The organism is Chitinophaga hostae (assembly GCF_018224885.1).
In the GTDB taxonomy this organism is placed as follows: Bacteria; Bacteroidota; Bacteroidia; order Chitinophagales; family Chitinophagaceae; genus Chitinophaga; species Chitinophaga hostae.
Window position 1 is genome coordinate 272502 of the sequence record NZ_JAGTXB010000006.1, and the last position, 21731, is coordinate 294232.

19 protein-coding genes and 1 tRNA gene are annotated in these 21731 nt (G+C 45.3%); 5 read left to right on the forward strand and 15 right to left on the reverse strand.

The features are described from left to right. Positions 1 to 2 precede the first annotated feature (2 nt). A complete protein-coding gene (locus tag KE626_RS14935; protein ID WP_211973713.1) occupies positions 3 to 1079 on the reverse strand; it encodes a DegT/DnrJ/EryC1/StrS family aminotransferase in 1077 nt (358 codons plus the stop codon). A gap of 143 nt (positions 1080 to 1222) precedes the next feature. On the opposite strand from KE626_RS14935, the gene KE626_RS14940 reads away from it, so the two are divergent. Further along, a complete protein-coding gene (locus tag KE626_RS14940; RefSeq protein ID WP_211973714.1) occupies positions 1223 to 1948 on the forward strand; it encodes a carboxypeptidase-like regulatory domain-containing protein in 726 nt (241 codons plus the stop codon). Between the two features lie 3 nt (positions 1949 to 1951). Here KE626_RS14940 and KE626_RS14945 read toward each other — a convergent pair whose 3' ends face one another. From KE626_RS14945 to KE626_RS15010, 14 genes are all read right to left on the reverse strand, one after another. Then, entirely contained in the window at positions 1952 to 2560 is a 609-nt protein-coding gene (locus KE626_RS14945; protein WP_346344420.1) for a 2'-5' RNA ligase family protein, read from the reverse strand. A gap of 244 nt (positions 2561 to 2804) precedes the next feature. Beyond that, the gene (locus tag KE626_RS14950; protein ID WP_211973716.1) at positions 2805 to 3077 is read right to left on the reverse strand and encodes a DUF5615 family PIN-like protein; all 273 of its coding nucleotides are present in this window, start codon (positions 3075 to 3077) and stop codon (positions 2805 to 2807) included. 21 nt (positions 3078 to 3098) lie between these two features. Next, a complete protein-coding gene (locus tag KE626_RS35205; protein ID WP_211973717.1) occupies positions 3099 to 3254 on the reverse strand; it encodes a DUF433 domain-containing protein in 156 nt (51 codons plus the stop codon). Positions 3255 to 3455: 201 nt separating this feature from the next. Then, positions 3456 to 3527: transfer RNA gene (locus tag KE626_RS14960), tRNA-Arg, on the reverse strand. Between the two features lie 52 nt (positions 3528 to 3579). Beyond that, positions 3580 to 5397, reverse strand: a complete 1818-nt coding sequence (locus KE626_RS14965; RefSeq protein ID WP_211973718.1) for an AMP-dependent synthetase/ligase — start codon at positions 5395 to 5397, stop codon at positions 3580 to 3582. Positions 5398 to 5427: 30 nt separating this feature from the next. Further along, the gene (locus KE626_RS14970) at positions 5428 to 5715 is read right to left on the reverse strand and encodes a 2TM domain-containing protein (RefSeq protein ID WP_211973719.1); all 288 of its coding nucleotides are present in this window, start codon (positions 5713 to 5715) and stop codon (positions 5428 to 5430) included. An 84-nt stretch (positions 5716 to 5799) separates the two neighbouring features. Next, the gene (locus KE626_RS14975) at positions 5800 to 6465 is read right to left on the reverse strand and encodes a YceI family protein (protein ID WP_211973720.1); all 666 of its coding nucleotides are present in this window, start codon (positions 6463 to 6465) and stop codon (positions 5800 to 5802) included. Between the two features lie 64 nt (positions 6466 to 6529). Then, positions 6530 to 8185 carry a phenylacetic acid degradation protein PaaN gene (gene paaN / locus KE626_RS14980; RefSeq protein WP_211973721.1) on the reverse strand — a complete coding sequence of 552 codons (1656 nt, stop codon included), beginning with the start codon at positions 8183 to 8185 and terminating at the stop codon, positions 6530 to 6532. A gap of 94 nt (positions 8186 to 8279) precedes the next feature. Then, positions 8280 to 9353: a tetratricopeptide repeat protein gene (locus KE626_RS14985; RefSeq protein WP_211973722.1), complete on the reverse strand. Its 1074-nt coding sequence runs from the start codon at positions 9351 to 9353 to the stop codon at positions 8280 to 8282. Positions 9354 to 9445: 92 nt separating this feature from the next. Continuing rightward, positions 9446 to 10264 (reverse strand): CPBP family glutamic-type intramembrane protease, encoded by an 819-nt coding sequence (locus tag KE626_RS14990; protein ID WP_211973723.1) that lies wholly within the window; start codon positions 10262 to 10264, stop codon positions 9446 to 9448. Between the two features lie 63 nt (positions 10265 to 10327). Beyond that, positions 10328 to 11572: a DUF1015 domain-containing protein gene (locus KE626_RS14995; protein ID WP_211973724.1), complete on the reverse strand. Its 1245-nt coding sequence runs from the start codon at positions 11570 to 11572 to the stop codon at positions 10328 to 10330. A 126-nt stretch (positions 11573 to 11698) separates the two neighbouring features. Continuing rightward, positions 11699 to 12808: a 3-phosphoserine/phosphohydroxythreonine transaminase gene (serC, locus tag KE626_RS15000; RefSeq protein ID WP_346344421.1), complete on the reverse strand. Its 1110-nt coding sequence runs from the start codon at positions 12806 to 12808 to the stop codon at positions 11699 to 11701. 154 nt (positions 12809 to 12962) lie between these two features. Beyond that, a complete protein-coding gene (locus tag KE626_RS15005; protein ID WP_249207477.1) occupies positions 12963 to 13943 on the reverse strand; it encodes a zinc dependent phospholipase C family protein in 981 nt (326 codons plus the stop codon). A gap of 94 nt (positions 13944 to 14037) precedes the next feature. Next, complete coding sequence (locus KE626_RS15010) at positions 14038 to 14646, reverse strand: DUF502 domain-containing protein (protein ID WP_211973725.1); 609 nt, start codon at positions 14644 to 14646, stop codon at positions 14038 to 14040. 163 nt (positions 14647 to 14809) lie between these two features. Between KE626_RS15010 and KE626_RS15015 the strand changes: the two genes are divergently transcribed. From KE626_RS15015 to KE626_RS15030, 4 genes are read left to right on the forward strand one after another with little or no spacing between them, the layout of a single operon-like run. Continuing rightward, the gene (locus tag KE626_RS15015) at positions 14810 to 15421 is read left to right on the forward strand and encodes a TetR/AcrR family transcriptional regulator (protein ID WP_211973726.1); all 612 of its coding nucleotides are present in this window, start codon (positions 14810 to 14812) and stop codon (positions 15419 to 15421) included. A 4-nt stretch (positions 15422 to 15425) separates the two neighbouring features. Further along, positions 15426 to 16784 (forward strand): TolC family protein, encoded by a 1359-nt coding sequence (locus KE626_RS15020; protein WP_211973727.1) that lies wholly within the window; start codon positions 15426 to 15428, stop codon positions 16782 to 16784. Positions 16785 to 16820: 36 nt separating this feature from the next. Beyond that, positions 16821 to 17945: an efflux RND transporter periplasmic adaptor subunit gene (locus tag KE626_RS15025; protein WP_211973728.1), complete on the forward strand. Its 1125-nt coding sequence runs from the start codon at positions 16821 to 16823 to the stop codon at positions 17943 to 17945. A gap of 29 nt (positions 17946 to 17974) precedes the next feature. Then, on the forward strand, positions 17975 to 21529 hold the full coding sequence (locus KE626_RS15030) for an efflux RND transporter permease subunit (protein ID WP_211973729.1): 3555 nt from the start codon (positions 17975 to 17977) through the stop codon (positions 21527 to 21529). Positions 21530 to 21731: the final 202 nt, after the last annotated feature.

Genomic DNA, 21731 nt, shown 5'->3' on the forward strand with positions numbered 1-21731 from the left:
TTTTATATATTCTTCAAGATAACTTTTGTGATCATATCCTGGTCTTCCTTACGCAGCGTATGGTAGATGGGTAAACACAATACACGTTTTGCGATGGACTCAGACTGAGGGCAGCTGTTATTGTTTACGTAATCCAGTGTATTCAGCGAAGGATAAAAGTATCTCCTGGGTTGAACATACTGGAGGTTCAGGGCCGCAGTTACTTTCTGCAAAACTTCTTCGCTTTCGAATACTACCGGGAAATAAGCGCAGTTAAAATCACAGCCTTTTGTGATGGTTAGTAACTGTACTTTGTTGGATTCCTGCAGGGCAGATTTATAATGCTGCCATTGCTTTTTACGCACCTTAAATATTTCGTCCATGTGCTCGATGCAGCATAAGCCCATAGCAGCATGAAATTCAGAGTTTTTAGCGTTAACGCCTATGCCATCAAAGGTCACCGGGGAGGTATGGCCGAAGTTGCGTAAAAGCCCCATGCGGTCTGAAATATCGGATTGGGGTGTAAAAACAGCTCCGCCTTCAATGGTGTGGAAAATTTTGGTGGCATGAAAACTACAGGTGCTGATATCACCATATTCAAAAACAGACTTGCCGTTATATAAACTGCCAAAGCAATGCGCCGCATCATAGATCACTTTCAGGTTATGTTTGCTGGCGATAGCCTGTATCATGTCTATATTACAGGCGTTACCAAAAACATGTGTAGCCATAATGGCGCTGGTGTTTTCCGTAATCGCTGCTTCTATCTGGCTGGCGTCAATATTAAAAGTAAGCGGATCTATATCTGCAAATACCGGTGTACAATTTTCCCACACGATAGTAGAAGTTGTGGCTACATAGGAAAAAGGAGTGGTAATAATTTCTCCTTTCAGGTCCAGTGCTTTTATCGCCATCTGAAGGGCAATGGTGCCGTTTGCAACAAACAGGAGGTTGGAAACATGCAGGTATTGCTTTAGCCTGGTTTCCAACTCATTCACCAAAGGACCATTATTGGTTAACCATTGCCGGTCCCATATATCATTCAGATACTTGTTGTATTCTTCTCTTGGCGGAAGAAAAGGTTTTGTTACTGGAATCATCTATTTTAATATTAATACTCCCGGAACTCAGGTTACAGGGATAATGAAGGTACAAACAATGAGATATATAATAAAGGGTTGGTTCATATTATTGGTATTTTTACTTTGATAGACAGGTAATTATTGATTACATTTAAATACGAATGAAGAAGCAATCCCTGATACTACATATTCCCCATCCCTGCACCGTTCCATGGGATGAGATGGCTCCGCCAACTGGCGGGCGTTTTTGCGATCATTGCCAGAAAAAAGTGCTGGATTTTTCTGCCATGACAGATAATGAATTACTGGCCGTGATCGGTAACAGCAACGGGAAAATCTGCGGCCGACTGCATCCGGCACAGCAAAACCGCTTGCTTGCTCCCGATACGTCCCGGCGGCGTGGCTTTCTGCCGGCTGCCATTATCGCATCGGTTTTAGCAGCGGTTATTCCAGGGAGCAGTAAAGCACAGAAGCCGGCTACAGATACCACGATATCACCGTCCGTAAAAAAAGACGCAGAGGCAAAGCGGGATATACCGGGTTTGCTTACCGGGAGAATTGTAGACTCAACTTCTCACGATGCCCTGCCAGGTGTAATTGTGTCGATATCCGGCGCCGATGTGCGTGTGCTTACCGATAGCGCAGGACACTTTCAATTAGCTATACCAGCAGCATTAAAAGGACAGACCATCAACCTGAAGACGAGTTATATTGGGTATGAGCAAAAGTGCATGTCTTTTACATCTGAGCAGTTGCTGGCACCCGTTAGCATCGGCCTGCAGGCGGCGGGTACGCTTGGTCTTATGGATGTAGTACTTGTAGGGGAGATAGAACCACGACGCAGGGGCTTCTGGCAAAAAATTACAAAGCCTTTCAGAAGGAGATAGTTGCTAAATGAAGTAATCCCGCAACGGGATTGTTGCGAGTTCGCGATAGCTTTCACCAGGCGCCTGTTTTAGTATCGTGATATGTTTACACAGGAAAGAATCATAATAATCAAATTTGGATAAGTCTACCCTGCCAGCAAATATATCGTTGGGTATTGTTCTGGCTATAGTAAGATGTGGTGTTATTTTTTTCCGGTAGACCGGCGCTAAGTCTGCAGTAAGCAATAGTTGATAAAGCGCTTCTATTGGAGTGGGATTGCTGATCTTTAAAAAGAGGGTTGTAGATAAATCACCATGCTGGAAAATATCGCTCCCATTTAACTCAACTTCGAAATTCTGGGAAGAGGATAAAGCATCTTTCACTTTCCTGATAACCTGTTCGTCATCGTCTGTTGATGAGAATTTCATTAGTGAAATATGCGGTTTTGAATACAGGTTAATCTTTGATAACGGAATTATTTTATCCAGCAGTATTTTAAAGAATTCAACTATCTTTTTTATCCTGTCACAAGGCGAAATAATAATAAAATAATACACGTAGGAGATGGGTGCCATCTCAAAATGAAACAGACTTAGCTGATCCGGGTTATACCTATATTTACTCCTGGGCATGGTACATGACAAAATCGCGTCTGTATTAATAACAAAGCAGGTCTGGAAATGGTTGCAGAATATGTCAACCCATACCTGGTATCCGCAATGAAGTGGTTAATTTTCTTGGCAATGCGCTTGTGGTCATTTGCCTGTAGAGGAATACAGCGGCTCTCACGGCTACAAATACTATATCAAAGCTGTCTGATACGTATCTTCTTAGGAGTTAGGGTTACAAATACAGGTCTTATCAGTTCCTGGCTCTTTACAGGTAAATTAACGACTGTGAAATTTCCTTAAATTCATAAAATGCATATCGCAGAAAGAGGACACTAAGGTTTTTTATGTGATGTGCGAAGACCCACTCACCAAAGTCTCTATCTTCTGTAAGCAGTAAATAATCATTATCTAAGGCCCATTCAATTACTTGCTCATCTTTAATGCCTTTTTTTAGTTCCGTCACTGAAATGACTTCAAAACCGGCGTCGCGCAATGACTCAACAATATAGGTGTGTATATTTTCGTCGGCTAAGATCATGCAACAGCTATAATACTTTCGTTAGCAATTACATCGGAAGCATAAGCCAATACGGCATTTATTGCAACCCTCAGATAATCTTTGTAAAACCAATGCTACAGTAATGCGGGTTCCTTTAATAACAGGCTTGCCTAGTAGTATATGTGTATTCGATTCTATGTGTTCTCTGTAATCCATATTTCTATGTTTCGTACCACAATTTAAGCAAAAAACAGGGGTTTATGGACCTATTGTCACTCGATTTTCCGATCCTAAGCACTTGTTTACAGAATTATCAGGTGAGAATAGTTGCACAAATTGCATGCTCTGAAGCACAGTCCCCGTAAAGAAAAACGCCCAATCTCAGCAGAGCTGAAATTGAGCGAAGTAATTTTTCAGTAGCCTCAACAGGGATCGAACCTGTATCTAAAGTTTAGGAAACTTCTATTCTATCCATTGAACTATGAGGCCATAACCCCAATTCCGGGATTGGGTGGCAAAAGTAAGGGTTTTAAATTAATATTTAAAGACTTTCTATATCTACTTTTCCTGCAGCAGGGGCATAGATGCCGTCGATTTCTTTTTTGAATTTCTCCAATATCACTTTCCGCTTTGCTTTCAGCGTAGGGGTTAATTCTCCTGCGTCCACGGTCCATTCGCGTGGAATCAGCACAAATTTCTTCACCTGTTCAATGTGGTTGAAAAACTGGTTGTATTTGTCAACTGCCTGCTTATATAGGTCCACAACCTCCGGGTTTTTCACCAGTTCCTCATTGCTGCTGGCAGCAATACCTTTTTTCTGGGCCCATCCGCGCAGGTTCCCAAAAGACGGTACAATCAAGGCCGCCGTGAATTTCCGGTCTTCGCCTACTACCATGATCTGTTCTATATAGGGCGATTCCTTGAATTTGTTTTCGATGGGTTGTGGCGCCACAAATTTGCCACCGGAGGTTTTAAAGAGTTCCTTTTTACGGTCTGTTATTTTCAGGAACTTATTATCGATGAGTACACCGATATCGCCTGTATGGAACCAGCCGTCCCGGATGGCATCGGCTGTAAGATCGGGCCGTTTGTAGTAGCCAATGGTGACGTTAGGTCCCTTGCAGAGAATTTCGCCGTCTTCTGCCAGCTTTACCTGCACGTCGCTGATAACCGGTCCTACGGTGCCAAACATCCTGTCTTCCACGTTATAGCGGTTTACGCTGATCACGGGGGAGGTTTCCGTAAGGCCGTAGCCCTCCAGGATGGGGATGCCGCCAGCAGTGAATATTTTGAGTAAACGCACCTGGCAGGCAGCTGCGCCATTTACAATGCACTGTATATTGCCGCCCAAGGCGCTTCGCCACTTGCTGAAAATCAATTTATTAGCAAGTTTTAATTGCAGGTTGTACCAGGCGCCCTGGTCCTTATTGATTTCATAGCGTTTGCCAACATTTACTGCCCAGAAAAACAGCGCCCGTTTTATGCCTTTTAGCTCCAGCCCTGTAGCCATGATCCTTTCATATACTTTTTCCAGGAGCCGTGGCACGGTGGTAAAGATGGTGGGTTTCACCTCTTTGAGGTTATTCCCGATAGAATCCATGCTCTCTGCGTAATAAACGGGGACTCCTGAAGTAATGTACAGGTAGGTGACCATTCTTTCGAAAATATGGTTCAGGGGCAGGAAACTGAGGGCTCTGGCGTTTGTGTTTACCGGCAGGTATGGCTGGCAAGCCATTACATTGCTTACTACATTATGGTGACTGAGCATTACGCCTTTGGGCGTTCCTGTTGTGCCCGAAGTATAGATAATAGTTACCAGTTCCTCGGGAGATATATTTTTCTTTACGGTTTCTATTTGTTCAAAATCGGCTTCGCTGCCAAGGTCCAGGATTTCTTTCCAGTGCCTGGCGCCTTCTACCTGGTTAAAAGTGAATATTTCCCGGAGGGCGGGGAATTTATCACGCATGGCGGTTACTTTGTCCAATAGCTCTTTGTCGCTTACAAAAAGAATACGGGCTTCCGCATCGTTTAGCACATATGCCAGTTCTGTTTCGCTGATGGTAGGGTAAATGGGAGTAAGAACGGCACCCAGTTGCTGGCAGGCCAGGTCGGTGATGATCCATTCTGGTCTGTTGGGCGAAACGATCGCTATTTTGTCTTTTTCTTCATTATGCTTGATACCGGCCCTGATGCCCAGTTTTAATAAGCCCGAGCTGAATCTGAGGGTAATGTCCGCTACTTCTTTCGTACTATATTTTTTCCATTCCCCGTTTTCTTTGCCAGCCAGCATATCCGCTTTGGGGTAATTGGCCAATTGGTAAGAAACTGCATCAAATAGTCGTTGCGGTTGGTCCTTCATGCTGCTGTAGTTTTGATTTCGCTCAATGTCTTAAACACGCGTTTGCTGTTGTTCTTTCAGTTTTTCATATTCTTTCAGGGTGTCGCCAAAAGGATCTTTATGATAGGCATTGAAATACTGGAAAGACAATGCAATTCCCCATCCCAGCGCAGGCCATACAGGCCAGGGAGTGCCATTCGTTTTATCACTGTCTGTAAGGAACCAAACAGCCCATAATCCCATATTGATAACCAGGTATATGATAAGATGGGATTTGAATCCGGCCCTGGCTTTTGCAATACGCCAAAGACGATCATCTCTTTCTTGTGTAGTTTCCATTGAAGTCAGTTTAAGGTCATAGTGGTACTACTAAATTTAAAATATTTTATTGGCTTCACGTAGAAAAAAACGAAAAAAGCGGGCTTATCGGTTGGCCCGGATATCGAAGGTGATATTCACTTGTGAGTTAATGAGTTTATCCTGCAGTGATTTATCAGCCCGGTAGCTGATGCCCCATTCGGTACGGTCAATATTGAAATTGGCCATCGCGCTGAGTCCATTACTGGTAAATTCAACTCTGGCAGGGAACGAAATATTTTTGGTAACGGATTTCAGTGTCAGGTTCCCTTTGATGATATGTGTAGCTTCTTTGAGGGTTAATTCATCGCCTACTGCAGGATGGAAAGAAGTTACTTCCGTGATTTCAAAAGTAGCAGCAGGGAATTTTTTAACATCGAAAAACATTTCTCCTTTCAGCTCATTTTCCAGTTTGCGCTTCATGGCTGTGTCTCCCGCAAGGTCCACATCCTGCAGGGAATGCATATTAATGATAAATTGTCCGCCGGTGATAACGCTGTCTTTTACATAAAGTGCGCCTCCTGCAAGCTTCAGCGTACCATGATGTTTACCGGTTGGTTTGGTGCCTGTCCATGTTACCACGCTGTTGGCGGTATCGGGCAAATAAGCATGACCGGTGCCGGTTTGTACGGTTTGTGCATCCGTAACCTTTGCTTTATCAGCCTTAGGCGCCTGCTCGCATGCAATAATGCCGCAGGTAAGAATGAATATGACACATAGCAGTTTTTTCATAAATAGACGTATGCTTTAAAAAACAAGCGTCCCGGTTTTAGGGGACGCTTGTTAATAGGTTTTACTATTCTGCCAGCTCCCGGTTGCCCACCCATACAAATCGCTTCACAATAAATTCCTGGTTGGTAAAGCTGGCATTGCCCGCCGGGTTACCACCGGTAACATGGAAATCAGAAAAAGCAGCATGCTGATTTACCCAGATAAATCCTGTGAAGTTGAACGACACTGGTGTAAATACACTGTTCATTTCTGTTGTAATTTTTTCTTTTATCTCATGATCAGTCGTATACGCACCACAGGTAATGGCGCCATACTTCACGGCCATTTGCCGCGCCAGTTGAATGCTGTGATGGGTATCCCTTGTTTTAATGATCAGTATTACCGGTCCGAAAAGTTCCTTTTCATAGATGGCCGTGTCCGCGCTGCTTACCTCCAAAATGGTAGGAGCACATACCCTGGCGTTGGAAAATTCTTCATTTACCACCGGCGTGCCTTCCAGTATCACTTTACCGCCCAGGTGGCGGGCTTCCTGCGCCCTGCTGAGGGTAGCCTCATTTTGAATAGCGCCCAATGTGCCGGCGCCCATCTTCGGATGATTCACCAAACCTACCACGGCATCTTTGAATTTTTGTACCACTTCGTTGAAAGACACAGGCCCATTGTCGGTACCGACACCCTGTTCGGGGATGAAAAAGTTCTGTGGTGCGGTACACATCTGCCCGGAATACAAACTAACAGAAAATGCCAGGTTCTGGATCACTGCATCCAGGTCTTTTGCACTGTCGAGTATCACAGAGTTAACCCCTGCTTTTTCTGTGAATACAGTTTTCCCTGGCAGCGATTCTATGTAGTTACCAAAGGCGTTGCCGCCGGTATAGTCAATCAGTCTTACTTCCGGATGTTCGCACAGCTCTTTGGTGATGAGGTTTTCAGAACTATCTGCTGCCAGCTGGCACAGGTTCGGATCATAACCACTGTCACGTAACGCCTGCTGAATAGCGCTCACTGCAATGGCTATGGGAAGTATTGCTTTCGGATGCGGTTTTACAATCACCGGGTTACCGGTCACCAGGTCGGCATATACCCCCGGCAGCGTATTCCACACCGGGAAAGTAGAACAACCGATCACCACACCAGTACCTTTGGGAACGGGTCTGAATGTTTTATATAACTTGATACTGGTTTTGCCCATTGGCTTTTCCCAGGTAAGATTCGGAGGATAGCGCTGTAATTCGTGATAGCCGGTAGCTACTGCTTCAAGGGCACGGTCGTTAGCATGCGGACCGGAAGCCTGGAAGCTCATCATAAAGCTTTGCCCGGTGGTATGCATGGTGGCGTTGGCGATATCAAAGAAATAATCTTTTATTCGTTCAAGCGTTTCCGTGAGTATGCCGGCTCTTTCCGCTACAGGTAGCAGCCCCCAGCTTTTACCCGCTTCAGCGGCCTTGCTGAGCAGGTCGGTAACAGTAAATACCGGATAGGTCACTCCCAGCACCTCACGGGTATAGGGCGATACTTCTTCTCCGCTCCAGCCAGTTTCACCTGTTTGCAGTAATTGTTTGAATGGTTTGCCCAGCAGTTGCTGATAACTCTGAACGCCCCTTGCATGGGCCTCTTCGCCGTAAGCTTTTGGATGCTCCGGATATTGCGAATAGAAAGTTCTTTCGTGGTTCGCCTTTACAGCGTTGTCGATAATGTTTTGGTGTTTGTTAACGAGCATATTCAGATTTTGAGATTTACAATTTACGGATTTAGTCGATCAGTTGCTACAGCAACTAAATGACTAAACCGGTAAATCAAAAAAATACCCAATACTAATATCCCGAATTTATCAGCGTAAACCTTCCATCATTGTAGTATTCATCAGGTCGGGGCTTTAATGGCGTACTACGTTGGTAGTTCAGGAATGCATCATAATCCTGTTTATGTAATCCTACCCATGCTTTGTAATTGGCCTGGTTAGCAGCAGGACCAAACAACCATTGATTGTAGGATTCAAACATCCCCTCCCGTAACAGGTTGCGCTGAAAATCGAAGAGGGCAAACGGATACTTCATGCCGTAAAAATTATACCAGTCCAGCAGAAAGCGGGTACGTACCATCACCAGCACATCGGGATCTATTCCCCCGGTTACCACATTGATTTGCTTACCCATGCAGGTTTTGTACGCTTCTACAAAATCACTTCTACCTTTTCTACCCTTTTTATCATCCGGTAACATGGCGTCAAACAGCGTCGGATCATTGAATAACTTCTTATAAGACTCCAGTACAATATTTCTTATCTCTGCTGTCCGGGTGGTGAAACTTTCCATATTCATGAAGGTTTCGCCATATAAAATGCACCACAACGGGTTATTACTGTAATCATATGTTTTGGTCGCGTTGTAATAGTTGCCCGGAAAGGCCGGATCCTGTTCAATACCCCTGATCCAGCTGCGCAGCGCACCGTCATACATTTTAAAGTTCATCAGCAACGTGCCGTTGTCATTATACAACTCGCCACTGTGGGGATACTTCTTAATGGCGCGCTCATACATACGCTGCGCGGTTTTCCATTCTTCCCTGCCCACATAAATATTTCCTGCGATCTGAAATGCCTGTACATCCACCTCTTTGCTGTTCAGCAACGGCTCTATCACGCTTTTTGCCTTTACCAGGTCACCTTTCAGGTAGAAGGTAAATGCCAGCTGTTTCTTATATTCAAAATTATCCGGCTCCAATTGTAAAGCCTGGTTCAGTACCAGTATGGCATTGGAATAATCCCCGCTTCGAATAAACCCGGATGCTGTATTGTATAGCTCTTTGGCATCCTGTGCAACCACTACCTGTGAAAATAAAACCCCTGCAACTAAAAATGCTTTCAATAAAGATGACCATTTCTTCATTCCTTGTCTTGTTCGTTTGTTGTAAAAGTAAGGAAAATGGGGTAATGTCCCACAGATCAATCGGTGAGCAGAAAGCGGAGATATTTTATATATTAATTGATTATTTTATTTGACTCAAGAATGTTCCTGTTGAAGAAAATAATAACCACCCAGAACACGATAGCAGCCCCTAGCAGCACAGGTGCAGATTCATTTAAATCACCCAGTTTTCCTAAAGCAGTAATATGATCTTTTTGCCTAATGTTTAATAATAATGGTATAGCACTAAGCATTGCATTGGAAATATAGGTGAATACCAGGCTGCGGGACCTGTAATACAGCCACGACAGGAAAAAAGAGACAGGCAGATAAGTTAGCATGGACGCCGGATACAAATAGGGTAGGGCAGCCACCACGGAAGCAGCTACCAAAGCAATATGGGCAGGATTTTTTCGGAGCAGGCCATCCAATACGATACCCCGGAACACAAATTCCTGTATCGCCGGAAGAAACAGGATAAACACCACGCAATAGAGCCATACAGAACTTGTTATAAAACCGCTGCCAGACCAGTTAAAAGGACCTCCGATAAAATGTTTCAGAAAAGCTACCTGCACATACAGGGCCGGAACAATCAGCAGCAGCATCCATAAATTGTCGCCTTTGGGCATATTCAGGGAAAGAGAAGCCTTTTGCCGGGTAAACAGGTAGAAGGCAACCAGTGAAACGGGAAGCAATACATCTGTGAGATAGGCGACATTTTGTGCCGGAACAGATAAGTAAAAAGCGAAACGAAGAAGTGACAGGTGCAGGGCTAAACTACCCAAAAAGAGTACAAGACCTAATACGATCGTTTGCTTCATGGAAGGATAGGGACCCGGTATCAGCGTTAAATCATCTTTCAGAAGATCAGTGGCAGGTGTTACAGACATAGGGAACAGCGGTATAGGTGAATAAAAAAAGCCCCTGCCGGGATAAGCAGGGGCTTAAAAATATTAAATAATATGTGTAATTAATCCATCTCTCAGCTTAGGCTCAAACCAGGTACTCTTTGGCGGCATCACATTACCGCTGTCGGCAATATCAAATAATTGCTGAATAGTAACAGGGTATAGGGCAAATGCTACTTTCATTTCACCGCTGTCTACCCGTTTTACCAGCTCATTCAGTCCGCGGATGCCTCCTACAAAATCAATCCGTTTGTCGGTCCGCTGGTCTTTAATCCCCAGCAATTTATCGAGTACATTATTCGACAGGATCGTCACGTCCAGGATCCCGATAGGGTCTGTGGTGTAGGTGCCTTCTTTGGCTACAAGGCGGTACCATTTGCCGTCGAGGTACATGCTGAATTCATGCAGCATAGAAGGTTGTTGTGGCAGGTGGCCTATTTCTTCCACGGTGAAATCATAGTCCAGTCTTGACAACAGGGCTTCTTTGCTAAGTCCGTTCAGGTCTTTTACCACCCGGTTATAATCCAGGATAGCCAGCTGACTGGCGGGGAATATGGTGGTAAGGAAATAGTTGACGGGGTTTTCAACAGAGGTAACTTTACCTGCTGCATACAGTTCTTTTTGCACGAGACTGGCAGAGGCAGCGCGATGGTGGCCATCTGCGATATAGGTGGCCGGTACTTTCTCCGCAAACAGGGAGGTAATATCTGATACGGCGCCCGGGCTGCTCACCACCCAAACGGTATGTTGGATGCCATCGTCGGCTGTGAAGTCATAGGCCGCCTTATTATGCTCCATCCAATGATCCACCAGCGCGTTTACTTCCGGTACATCGTTGTAAGCCAGGAATACGTTACCTGTTTGTGCTTTGGTGGCTTTAATGTGGTTGATGCGGTCCAATTCTTTGTCGGGGCGTGTAAACTCGTGTTTTTTAATAATGCCGTTATTGTAATCGGATATCGACGATGCGCATACGAGCCCGGTTTGTGCGCGGCCGTTCATTATCAGTTTATAGATATAATAGGCAGGCTGGGATTCCTGGAAAAGAATACCTTCCTGTACCATGCGCTGCAGGTTTTCTGCAGCCTTGTCATAAACCTGCTGACTGTGGGTATCGATCCCTTCCGGCAGATCAATTTCAGATTTTGAAACATGATAATATGAATACGGGTTGCCGGATGCTGCAATGCGGGCTTCTTCTCCGCTGAGAACATCATATGGGCGTGCCGCTACTTTTGGAGCCAATTCTTCTGTTGGCCTTAATCCGTTGAATGGTCTGATAATAGCCATGATGAATATGAATTACGAATTTAAAATTACGAATTACGGATTTGTAGGTAGATAACCCGGATAATATCCGCGTTTACAATCTACATACAAATCCGTAATTCGTAATTTTAAATTCGTAATTCTTTTTTAGGCCTTCTTCAGCGAAAAGTATTTCATGGCTTCTACCATTACTTCTACGCTTTCGTAAGGCAGGGCGTTATACATAGATACACGGAATCCGCCAGAGAGACGGTGTCCCTTGATACCTACAATGTCTTCTTTTTTACAGAATTTCAGGAATTCCTCTTCCATTTCCGGCTTATCCATAATAAAGCAGGCATTCATTTTACTACGGTCTTCCTTCACCACGGTACCGCGGAACAGCGGGTTGTGGTCAATTTCGTCGTAAAGCAATGCTGCTTTCTTGTCATTGATCTTTTCAATGGCAGGAATACCACCCTGCTCTTTCAGCCAGCGGAGGGTAAGCATGGAAATGTAGACTGCAAACACCGGCGGGGTATTCAGCATGGAACCATTTTCAATATGATTCCTGTAATCCAGTATTGACGGTATTTTGCGCGATACCTTGCCCAGGATGCTTTTACGTACAGCTACCATGGTAGCGCCGGCAGCGCCCATGTTTTTCTGCACGCCTGCATAAATCAACGAGTACTTGTTAAAGTCCATGCTGCGGCTCATAATGTCACTGCTCATGTCTGCTACCAGGGGTATGTCGGTAACAGGCGTCATATGCCACTGTGAACCATAAATGGTGTTGTTAGTGGTAATGTGCAGATAACTCGCCTGTGGCGGAATGGTAAACTGCTTGGGAATGTGATTGTAGTTGCTTTCTTTGGAGCTCGCCACAACGTCGGCGAAGCCAAACAATTTTGCTTCTTTGATAGCCTTGTTAGACCATACCCCGGTATCTACATAAGCGGCTGTTTCACCGCTCTCCAGCAGGTTTGTCGGCACCTGCATAAACTGCGTGGTGGCCCCGCCATGTAAAAAGAGTACTTCAAAGTCGTCATCAAGCTGCATCAGTTCCCTCACCAGGTTGCGCGCCTCGTCCATCACCGCTATAAACGGTTGCGTTCTGTGGCCAATTTCCAGTATTGACATTCCCGATCCCTCAAAGTCGATCAGGGCCTTACTGGCCTTGTACAATACCTCGTTGGGTAATACAGAAGGACCTGCGTTAAAATTATGCACCTTCATGTTGCGATTCAGATTAAATTCAAATTTTGATCTTTCCACTTTGTTTTGGTTTTTCTAAGGAAACGGAAAAAAAACGGCACGGGTGTTTTAAAACCTGTAAGGCGCGTGGTGTAGGATAGGCTAAAAGATGGTATGGGCAAAGATAAAATTTCTTTTCTAATTATTGAGTAATACCGCAAATATTTTAAGCAGTTTACTCTTCCCTCACCGGCAGTTTACCTTCCAACCATTGCTGTTGCAGCTTTTCAACTTCCTGTAGCTCTTCCGGGCCAAGGGTTGTATGAGTCAGCTCCCGCAGGGAAGGCTGCCCTGCATTGACCCAGGCTGTATACCAGGCGGCGGCTACAGCTGCAATCGCATTTTTCATCCTCCGTTCTACCATGTCGCCCATCGATAGTGAATAAGCTTTCGTATAGTCATCAGCGTAAGTACGTACCAATACCCCGTTTCGGTTTTCATAGGCAAAACGACGTCCCGGCGGAAACCGCTCACTGAGCCGCTTTTCGTAACGCAGCACTGTATCTGCTTCCATGCCGCTTACCCGGATAATGTCCCAGATAAAGCGGCGCGGCTCCCGGATATACTCCGCCTTTCCCGCCCAGTAATCAAACTCCTGGTCGGCCAGCAACTCCGGGATCCTGGACTCCCATAACCCATGTATGCCCTGTTGCCCGCTGAACTGCCCGTTGTGATTGGAACAGGCATGCAACGGCACATGCGCATCGGCAATATAATGCCCCAATTCGGCCGACAGCTGTAAAATCCGCTGTTGCTCCTTTTCCCGGAACGCTTTTGTAAGCAGGGCCATCATTTTCTCCAGGTGCCAGGGCAGCACGCCATTACGGTTCAGCGAATCAGCAGAATACTTTGCCACCGCATCTGCCCACTTACGGGGAATATGATCATAGGGAGGCTGATCAAACAGATCAATGTCAATGAAATGCCGGGCTCCCTCCGCAGGCACCGCATAACGGCGCTTGTCAGGATCAGTGGCATGTACGGTAATGTACTCCAGTTGGGGCTTGTACAATACCATCATCTCCGGAGGTAAACAAAATACCGCCAGCCGGTTTATCCGCTGGTGCGCAAAAAATCCCCAGGCATGGGCTTCTGCACATGGTAACATCATAACAATAAATAATACGGAAATACGTACGTAGTTGTGGGTTAACATATCGCTATATTTTTGGGAAGACGAATATAGCCCTTTTGTTTTTTCAAACCGGATGTATGCCCGGTTTTTTTCAACCAGGCATACATCCGGACATCTAAATATTTGTTACGCCACCGCTTACGGCAAACTTCATGGCCTCGCCGGCAGATACATTGGTTAACGCCTTCACCCTGTCTTTAGGGACCATAAATACCTTACCGGTAATCGCGTAGGCATGTGGTACATATACTGCCATATAATCTTCCAGTCCCAGGTTGCTCACGTCAGGCTGTGTAATAAAACCCATCTCCCACACATCTACCCCGTAAACCTGTACCAGTACAGGGTGATCAAACTTTTTCTTCTCGCCTACAAACGCATCAAAAACATCTTTGATAGATGTATAGATGTACTTGATAAATGGAGTCCGCTCCAGCAGGTGATCAAACAAATCAAAGATCCTCCCTATTATAAATGAGGAGCTAAGGTAGCCGACCACTATGATCAGCAGTAATACCAGCGCAAATCCTACCCCCTTATACTTCAGGAAACCAAAAGACGCGCCCTCTGGAATCAGCTCTTTCGGAATAATATTGTCTATGGTAACAAAGGCCCAGTACAAGGTGAGCGCCGTAATCCCAATGGGTGCCAGTATAAGCAGTCCCTGAAAGAAGTAACGCAACAGTCTCGATGCAAATACTTTAAATCTAAGCTTTGGCGACATGGTTCATGATTAGAGCCGCAAATTAGTCAATAAAGCAGAAAGCATAAAGCACCCCGCCCTTTCCATGTTGCCACATGTAAAAAATAGTTACTGGAAACTTTGGAAGTTTGGAAAGTTTCCATAGTTTTGTCCTGCATAACAACAGGGTTATGCCGTAAACAATATGGAAGCACAGGAACGCATTATGGACACGGCTTTCGGCCTTTTTCGTCAGTTTGGTACCCGCTCGATTACCATGGATGACATCGCTGAAAGAATGGGTATCTCCAAAAAAACACTATACGCCCATTTTACCGACAAGGATGATATGGTCACACAGACCATCAGCCGGTTCATAGAGGTAGTAAACGAGGAATGCCTGACCGACCGCAGGAAATCCAGGGACGCCATCGAAGAGCTTTTCCTGGTAATGGATATGATCGACCGCCGTTTGCGGAATATGAACCCGGTAATTATGCTGGATCTCCAGAAATTTCACTCAAAAGCTTTCCAGGTTTTTGAAGAATACCAGAATAACACACTGGCCACCATGATCCGTGAAAATATGGAAAGAGGTATCAGCGAAGCAGTGTACCGGCCCGATATTGATATCAATATATTAACACAGTACCGCGTTCACGGGTGTATGCTCTGTTTTGAACCTGAAGTCTTCCCCGGTACATATGATATGAACAAAGTGCAGAGAGTGTTGCTGGAGAATTTTTTATATGGGGTGGCTTCTTTAAAAGGATACCAGCTTATTGAAGAATATAAACAACTATCGCAAAATAAATAATACTATGTTATCAATCAAAAGGCTCACCAGTATGGCTTTTATGGGGTGGCTGCTATCAGTGGCCACCAACGTCATGGCCCAACAGCAGGTTACCACCGAGCCGATTAGCCTGTCTGCCCAGGAAGCGGTAGACTATGCACTGGCTAATCAGAGCGCCGTGAAAACCGCGAAACTGGACGAACTGATTCAGCTGGCAAAAAATAAAGAAATCAGCGGTATGGCACTACCCTCCATTACCGGCGCCGGCTCTTATCAATACAATCCTATTGTACAGAAGCAAATGTTCAATGCCAAAAACTTTGGCGCACCCACTGATTCCTTTACTGCCATATCATTCCAGCTTGCACACAATATGCTGGGAGAAGTAAAGCTGACACAAACCCTCTTTGATCCCAGCGTACTCGTGGCATTACAGGCACGCAAAACCCTGGAAACACTGGTGTCGCAAGGCGTTGCCAAAAGTAAGATCGATGTAAAGTCAAACGTATATAAGGCCTACTATAACGTACTTTCCGCCAACAAGGCATTGGATATCCTTTCCGAAAATATCACTTCGCTGGAAAAAATTCTCAGCGAAACAAAGGAAATTTATAAGAACGGACTGGTCGAAAAATTGGATGTAGACAGGCTGGTAGTGCAATATACCAACCTGCAGACAGAACAAACCAAACTCCGTAATCTCGTTGAGCTAGGCACCGCCTCCCTCAAATACCAGATGGGAATGCCGCTTAAACAGGCTATCACGTTAAGGGATACACTCTCTACAGAAAAAATCGTAGCCGATGTACTCGATATGGATAAATTCGATTACTCGCAACGTATAGAATACCAGTTACTGGAAACACAAAAGAAAGCGAATGAATATGACCTGAAAAGATACAAGCTGAAAGGTCTGCCATCTCTGCAACTGTTTGCATCTACCGGCGCACTCAGAGGCAGCGATAAATTCGATTACTTCCAGGGCCCCATGTGGTATGGCTACGTAAATACCGGACTTAACCTTTCTCTCCCTATCTTCACCGGTTTCCAGCGTAAACGGCAGGTAGATCAGGCATGGCTCGCCGTAAAGAAAAGCGAGGTAGCCATCGAAAATGCAAAACTGGGCATCGACCTGGAGAGGGAGCAATCGGCTTCTACTTTCCGGAACAACGTACTTACACTGGAAGCACAGGAAAAAAATATGGAACTGGCGAAGGATGTACATCATACCACCCAGATCAAATACAGGGAGGGCGTAGGTTCCAGCCTGGAAATGACAACAGCTGAAAACGATCTGCTCACTGCACAGAATAATTATTTTACCGCTTTGTTCAATGCCATCGTTGCCAAAATAGATCTGCTGAAATCATACGGCAAACTATAAGCTTAATTATTTCAATCACCATTCACTACTAATTATATGACCAAAAGATATTCCTTCCTGATCCCCATCATCACAATTGTACTGGCTGCCTGCGGCGGCGGTGGTGAGAATAAAGCCGCAAAGCTTCAGCAGCTGAAGCAGGAGAAAGTGAAATATAATGAAGACATTGATAAGAAAATTGCAGCACTCGAAAAAGAAATAGGCGTAAAAGATTCTGTACAGAAAATGAAAGATGTAACTGTTACAGAAGTAACAGATACTTTATTTGAACATTATATTGATGTGCAAGGCAGTGTAGACGCCCGCGAAAACGTAAACGTTTCTGCCCGTGTACCAGGCGTTATCACCGGCATCTTCGTAAAAGAAGGACAACAGGTGAGCCAGGGACAAACATTGGCGCAGGTAGATGACCAGGTGCTGAAAGCAAATATGGCGGAACTGCGCACCCAGATGGAACTGGCCAATACCCTGTTCGAAAAACAAAAAAACCTGTGGTCACAGAAAATAGGATCTGAAGTACAATACCTCAATGCTAAAAACCAGAAGGAAAGCCTCGAAAGGAAAATGGCAACCCTCCAGGATCAGCAGTCGCAAACCCGCATCATTGCTCCTATCAGTGGTACCGTGGATGCCGTTATCGCTAAAGTAGGCGACAATACTGCACCCGGCGCTCCGGCATTCCGCGTGGTAAATGCGAATAACCTGAAAATCACCGCCAACGTTGCAGAAGCCTATGCAGGCCTGCTCAAAACAGGAGATCCGGTAGTGATTTCCTTCCCGGATATTAACCGCGAAATACGCAGCACCATTGGTTTCGCTTCCAGAACTATTGACCCCCTCAGCCGTACCATCAAAATAGAAGTACCGCTGAAACCAGATGCCGGCCTTCGTCCAAATATGATAGCCCATATCAGGATCGTGGATTATACTGCAAAAGATGCAGTGGTGATCCCGGTTAGCGTAATACAATACACCTCCGGTAAACCTTATGTAATTGTAGCACAAAATGCCAATGGTAAACTGGTTGCACAACGCAAAACCGTTGAATTGGGCCGTACCTATAACGATAGGGCAGAAATAAAGAATGGGTTAGGGAAAGGTGATAAGATTATCACTACAGGTTTTCAGGGGCTGAATGATAACGACCTGATTAAATTATAAAGCTCGTTCAAACGGCTAAAACCAAGTGTATGCAAGACAATCTCAATAAAGAATTTAAGCCTACCAGCTGGTCCATTGATAATAAGGTGAGCGTTTACGTAGCCACTATTATCATTGCGCTCGCAGGTATCCTTTCCTATATTAATCTGCCGAAGGAACAGTTTCCGGAGGTGGTGTTCCCGCAGTTCTATATCAATACCATCAATGCCGGTACTTCTCCGGAAGATATGGAAACAACGATCACCAAACCTATCGAAAAACAGCTGAACGGTATTTCCGGTGTAAAGAAGATCAAAAGTACTTCTATGCAGGATTTCTCCGCTATCACCATCGAGTTCAATGCCAACGAAGACATTGAAGCCGCCCGTCAGCAGGTACGCGAAAAAGTGGATGATGCGAAGAAAGATCTGCCAACAAACCTTACCCAGGAACCGCAGATCGTGAAAATAGATGTGTCGCAGATTCCCATCATGAACGTAAACCTCTCCGGTGACTTCGACCTGCAAACCCTCAAAAAGTATGCAGATGATATGAAAGACCGTATCGAGGCGCTCAATGAAATTACCCGCGTAGACCTGGTGGGGGAGCTGGAACGCGAGATACAGATCAACGTCGATAAGTACAAAATGGATGCGGCCAAGATCAGTTTCGATGATATCATTGGCGCCATACAGGGCGAAAACATTACCATCTCCGGTGGTCTTGTAGCCATGGATGGACAAAAACGTACCCTGAGTGTAAAAGGAGAATACAAAGACCCCGCAAGAATAGGTAATATCATTGTACGCGGGCAATCCGGTGCCACCGTGTACCTGAGAGACGTTGCCGATGTGGTGGATGGTTTCCTGGAACAGGAAAGCTATGCCCGCCTTGAAGGTAAAAACGTAATCACACTGAACGTAATCAAACAAAGCGGTAAAAACCTGATCGACGCATCCGATAAGATACAGGCGATCACAAAAGATATGCAGGAAAATTATTTTCCTAAAAATCTGAACATTACTATTACCGCAGATCAATCTAAGTCTACCCGCGTAACCTTACATGACCTGATCAACACCATTATTATCGGCTTCCTGCTGGTAACCATTATCCTCATGTTCTTCATGGGAGCGGTGAATGCGATCTTTGTGGCGTTGTCAGTACCGATCTCCATGTTCATCGCATTTTTGCTGATGCCGATGTATGGCTTTACACTGAACATGATGGTATTGTTTTCCTTCCTGCTGGCATTGGGTATAGTGGTAGATGATGCCATTGTGGTGATAGAAAACGTACACCGTATTTATAATGAGCGAAAGGATCTGGGTATTGTGAAGGCGGCGAAGATCGCCGCGGGAGAGGTGTTCCTGCCGGTGTTTTCCGGTACGCTGACGGTGTTGGCGCCTTTTGTTCCGCTGCTCTTCTGGCCTGGTGTAATCGGTAAGTTTATGTTCTACCTGCCGGTAACCCTCATTACTACACTCGGTGCTTCCCTGGTAGTGGCCTATATTATTAACCCCGTTTTTGCCGTGGATTTCATGGACCGTCATGAAGGAGAAAATCATCCAAAACCAAGGTTTGATAAGAAGTTTGCGATTCTCTCCGGTGTATTTGCCCTCGTGGCATTGATTGGCTATGCCAATGGCAGCGTGGGCGTGGGCAACTTTGTGATCTTCCTGTACCTGTTAATCGTACTGGAACGTTTCTGGTTAGGTGGTGTGGCACGCCGCTTCCAGCATAATTTCTGGCCCAAAGTGCAGGAACGATATAAGCTGATCCTGAAGTGGTGCCTGTTGGGATGGCGTCCTGTATGGATTGTGATCGGTACTTTTGGTTTGCTGATATTTAGTATTGTACTCACGGCTATACGAAATCCACAGGTAGTGTTTTTCCCGCAGGCAGATCCGAATTTTATATTTACTTATATAGAACTACCTAACGGTACTGACCAGAAGTATACGGATTCTATCACGAAGATTGTGGAAAACCGCATCACCAAAGTGGTAGGAAACAAGAACCCGATTGTAGAATCTATTATCTCCAATGTGGCTAAAGGCGCCGGTGATCCGTCGCAGATGGACCTTAGCGTACAACCGCAAAAAGGTAAGGTAACCGTTGCGTTCGTGGAATTTGGCGCGAGGAATGGACAGTCAACCGTTCAGTACCTCGACAAAATCCGTGAAGCAGTAAAAGGAATACCGGGCACCAATATTACGGTAGAGCAGGAGCAGGGCGGCCCGCCAACCGGTAAGCCTGTGAATATAGAAATCAGCGGCGACAATTTTGATGAGCTGACCAGCACTTCGTTCAGGCTTAAACGTTACCTCGACTCGTTACAGATCGGTGGAGTGGAAGAACTGAAAAGTGATTTTGAAGCCAATAAACCGGAGATCGTGGTGAACATTGACCGGGAAAGAGCCAATGCAGAAGGCATTTCCACCCGTCAGATCGGGATGACGCTCCGCACAGCCCTGTTTGGTTTTGAAGCGTCGAAGATCCGTGATGCGAAAGACGAATACAAGATTATGGTACGCCTGGACGAAAATCAGCGTAACAATATCAATAACCTGATGAACCTGAACCTGGTGTACAGGGATATGAATATGAACGGCGCTATCCGCCAGGTGCCTTTATCGGCCGTAGCGGATATCCACTACTCCAATACCTATGCAGGTATCAGGCGTATAGATCAGAAAAGGGTTATTACATTATACTCCAACGTATTGACAGGGTTTAATGCCAACGAGGTGGTGCAGCATATTGAAACATCCCTGCACGACTTTACCCATCCGGCTTCCGTGGTCATCAAAATGACCGGGGAGCAGGAAGATCAGCAGGAAACGATGAACTTCCTGATGATGGCGATGCTGGGGGCTTTTGGTTTGATCCTGATGATTATGGTAACCCAGTTTAACTCCATTGGTCGTCCGATGATCATTTTCATGGAAATCCTCTTCAGTATCATCGGGGTGTTCCTGGGCTTCTCCATCTTCAAGATGAGTATTTCCATCGTAATGACCGGTGTAGGTATTATGGCGTTGGCGGGTATCGTGGTACGTAACGGTATCGTACTGGTAGAATTCACTGATTTGCTGATCCAGCAGAAAATGCCGGTATATGATGCTGTAGTGGAAGCTGGTAAAACCCGTATGACCCCTGTAATATTAACGGCAATTGCTGCAATATTGGGACTTATTCCGCTGGCAGTGGGCTTTAACATCGATTTTGCATCGTTGTTCAGTGAGTTTAAACCGCATATTTTCTTTGGTGGGGATAACGTGGCGTTCTGGGGGCCGCTGGCCTGGACCATGGTGTTCGGATTGGTGTTTGCCACCTTCCTTACACTGGTAATGGTGCCGGTGATGTATGCCATGAATAAGCGCTCCATCGATGTGCTGGATAGGTATAATATGCCACGGTGGCTCAAATACGTGCCATTCCTGGTATTAGTTATAAAAATATTCATGAAACGGGACGATGTCAGAAAAATGCATGATCCTAAGTATTTATCTCCCAAGCCATACGACTTCTTCCCGGAGCCGGAAGCAGCAACAGAGGAGCCGGTACAGGGAAAAAAGGCAGATAGAATCTCCGTTAATTAAATTTTTTTTCAATACAGTGTAACAGTTGTAGGTTAACAGTCTCCGTCCCGATTCTTCGGGACGGATTTTTTTTTGTATATTGGGGTCGAAATCGTTTTTTTTCTTTCATTAACAAATTTTAACATTTGGAATGAGCGGCATTTGAATTGCCTTTATTACTTTTGACCCTTCAGACAGTTACACGTTACTAGCCATATACAGC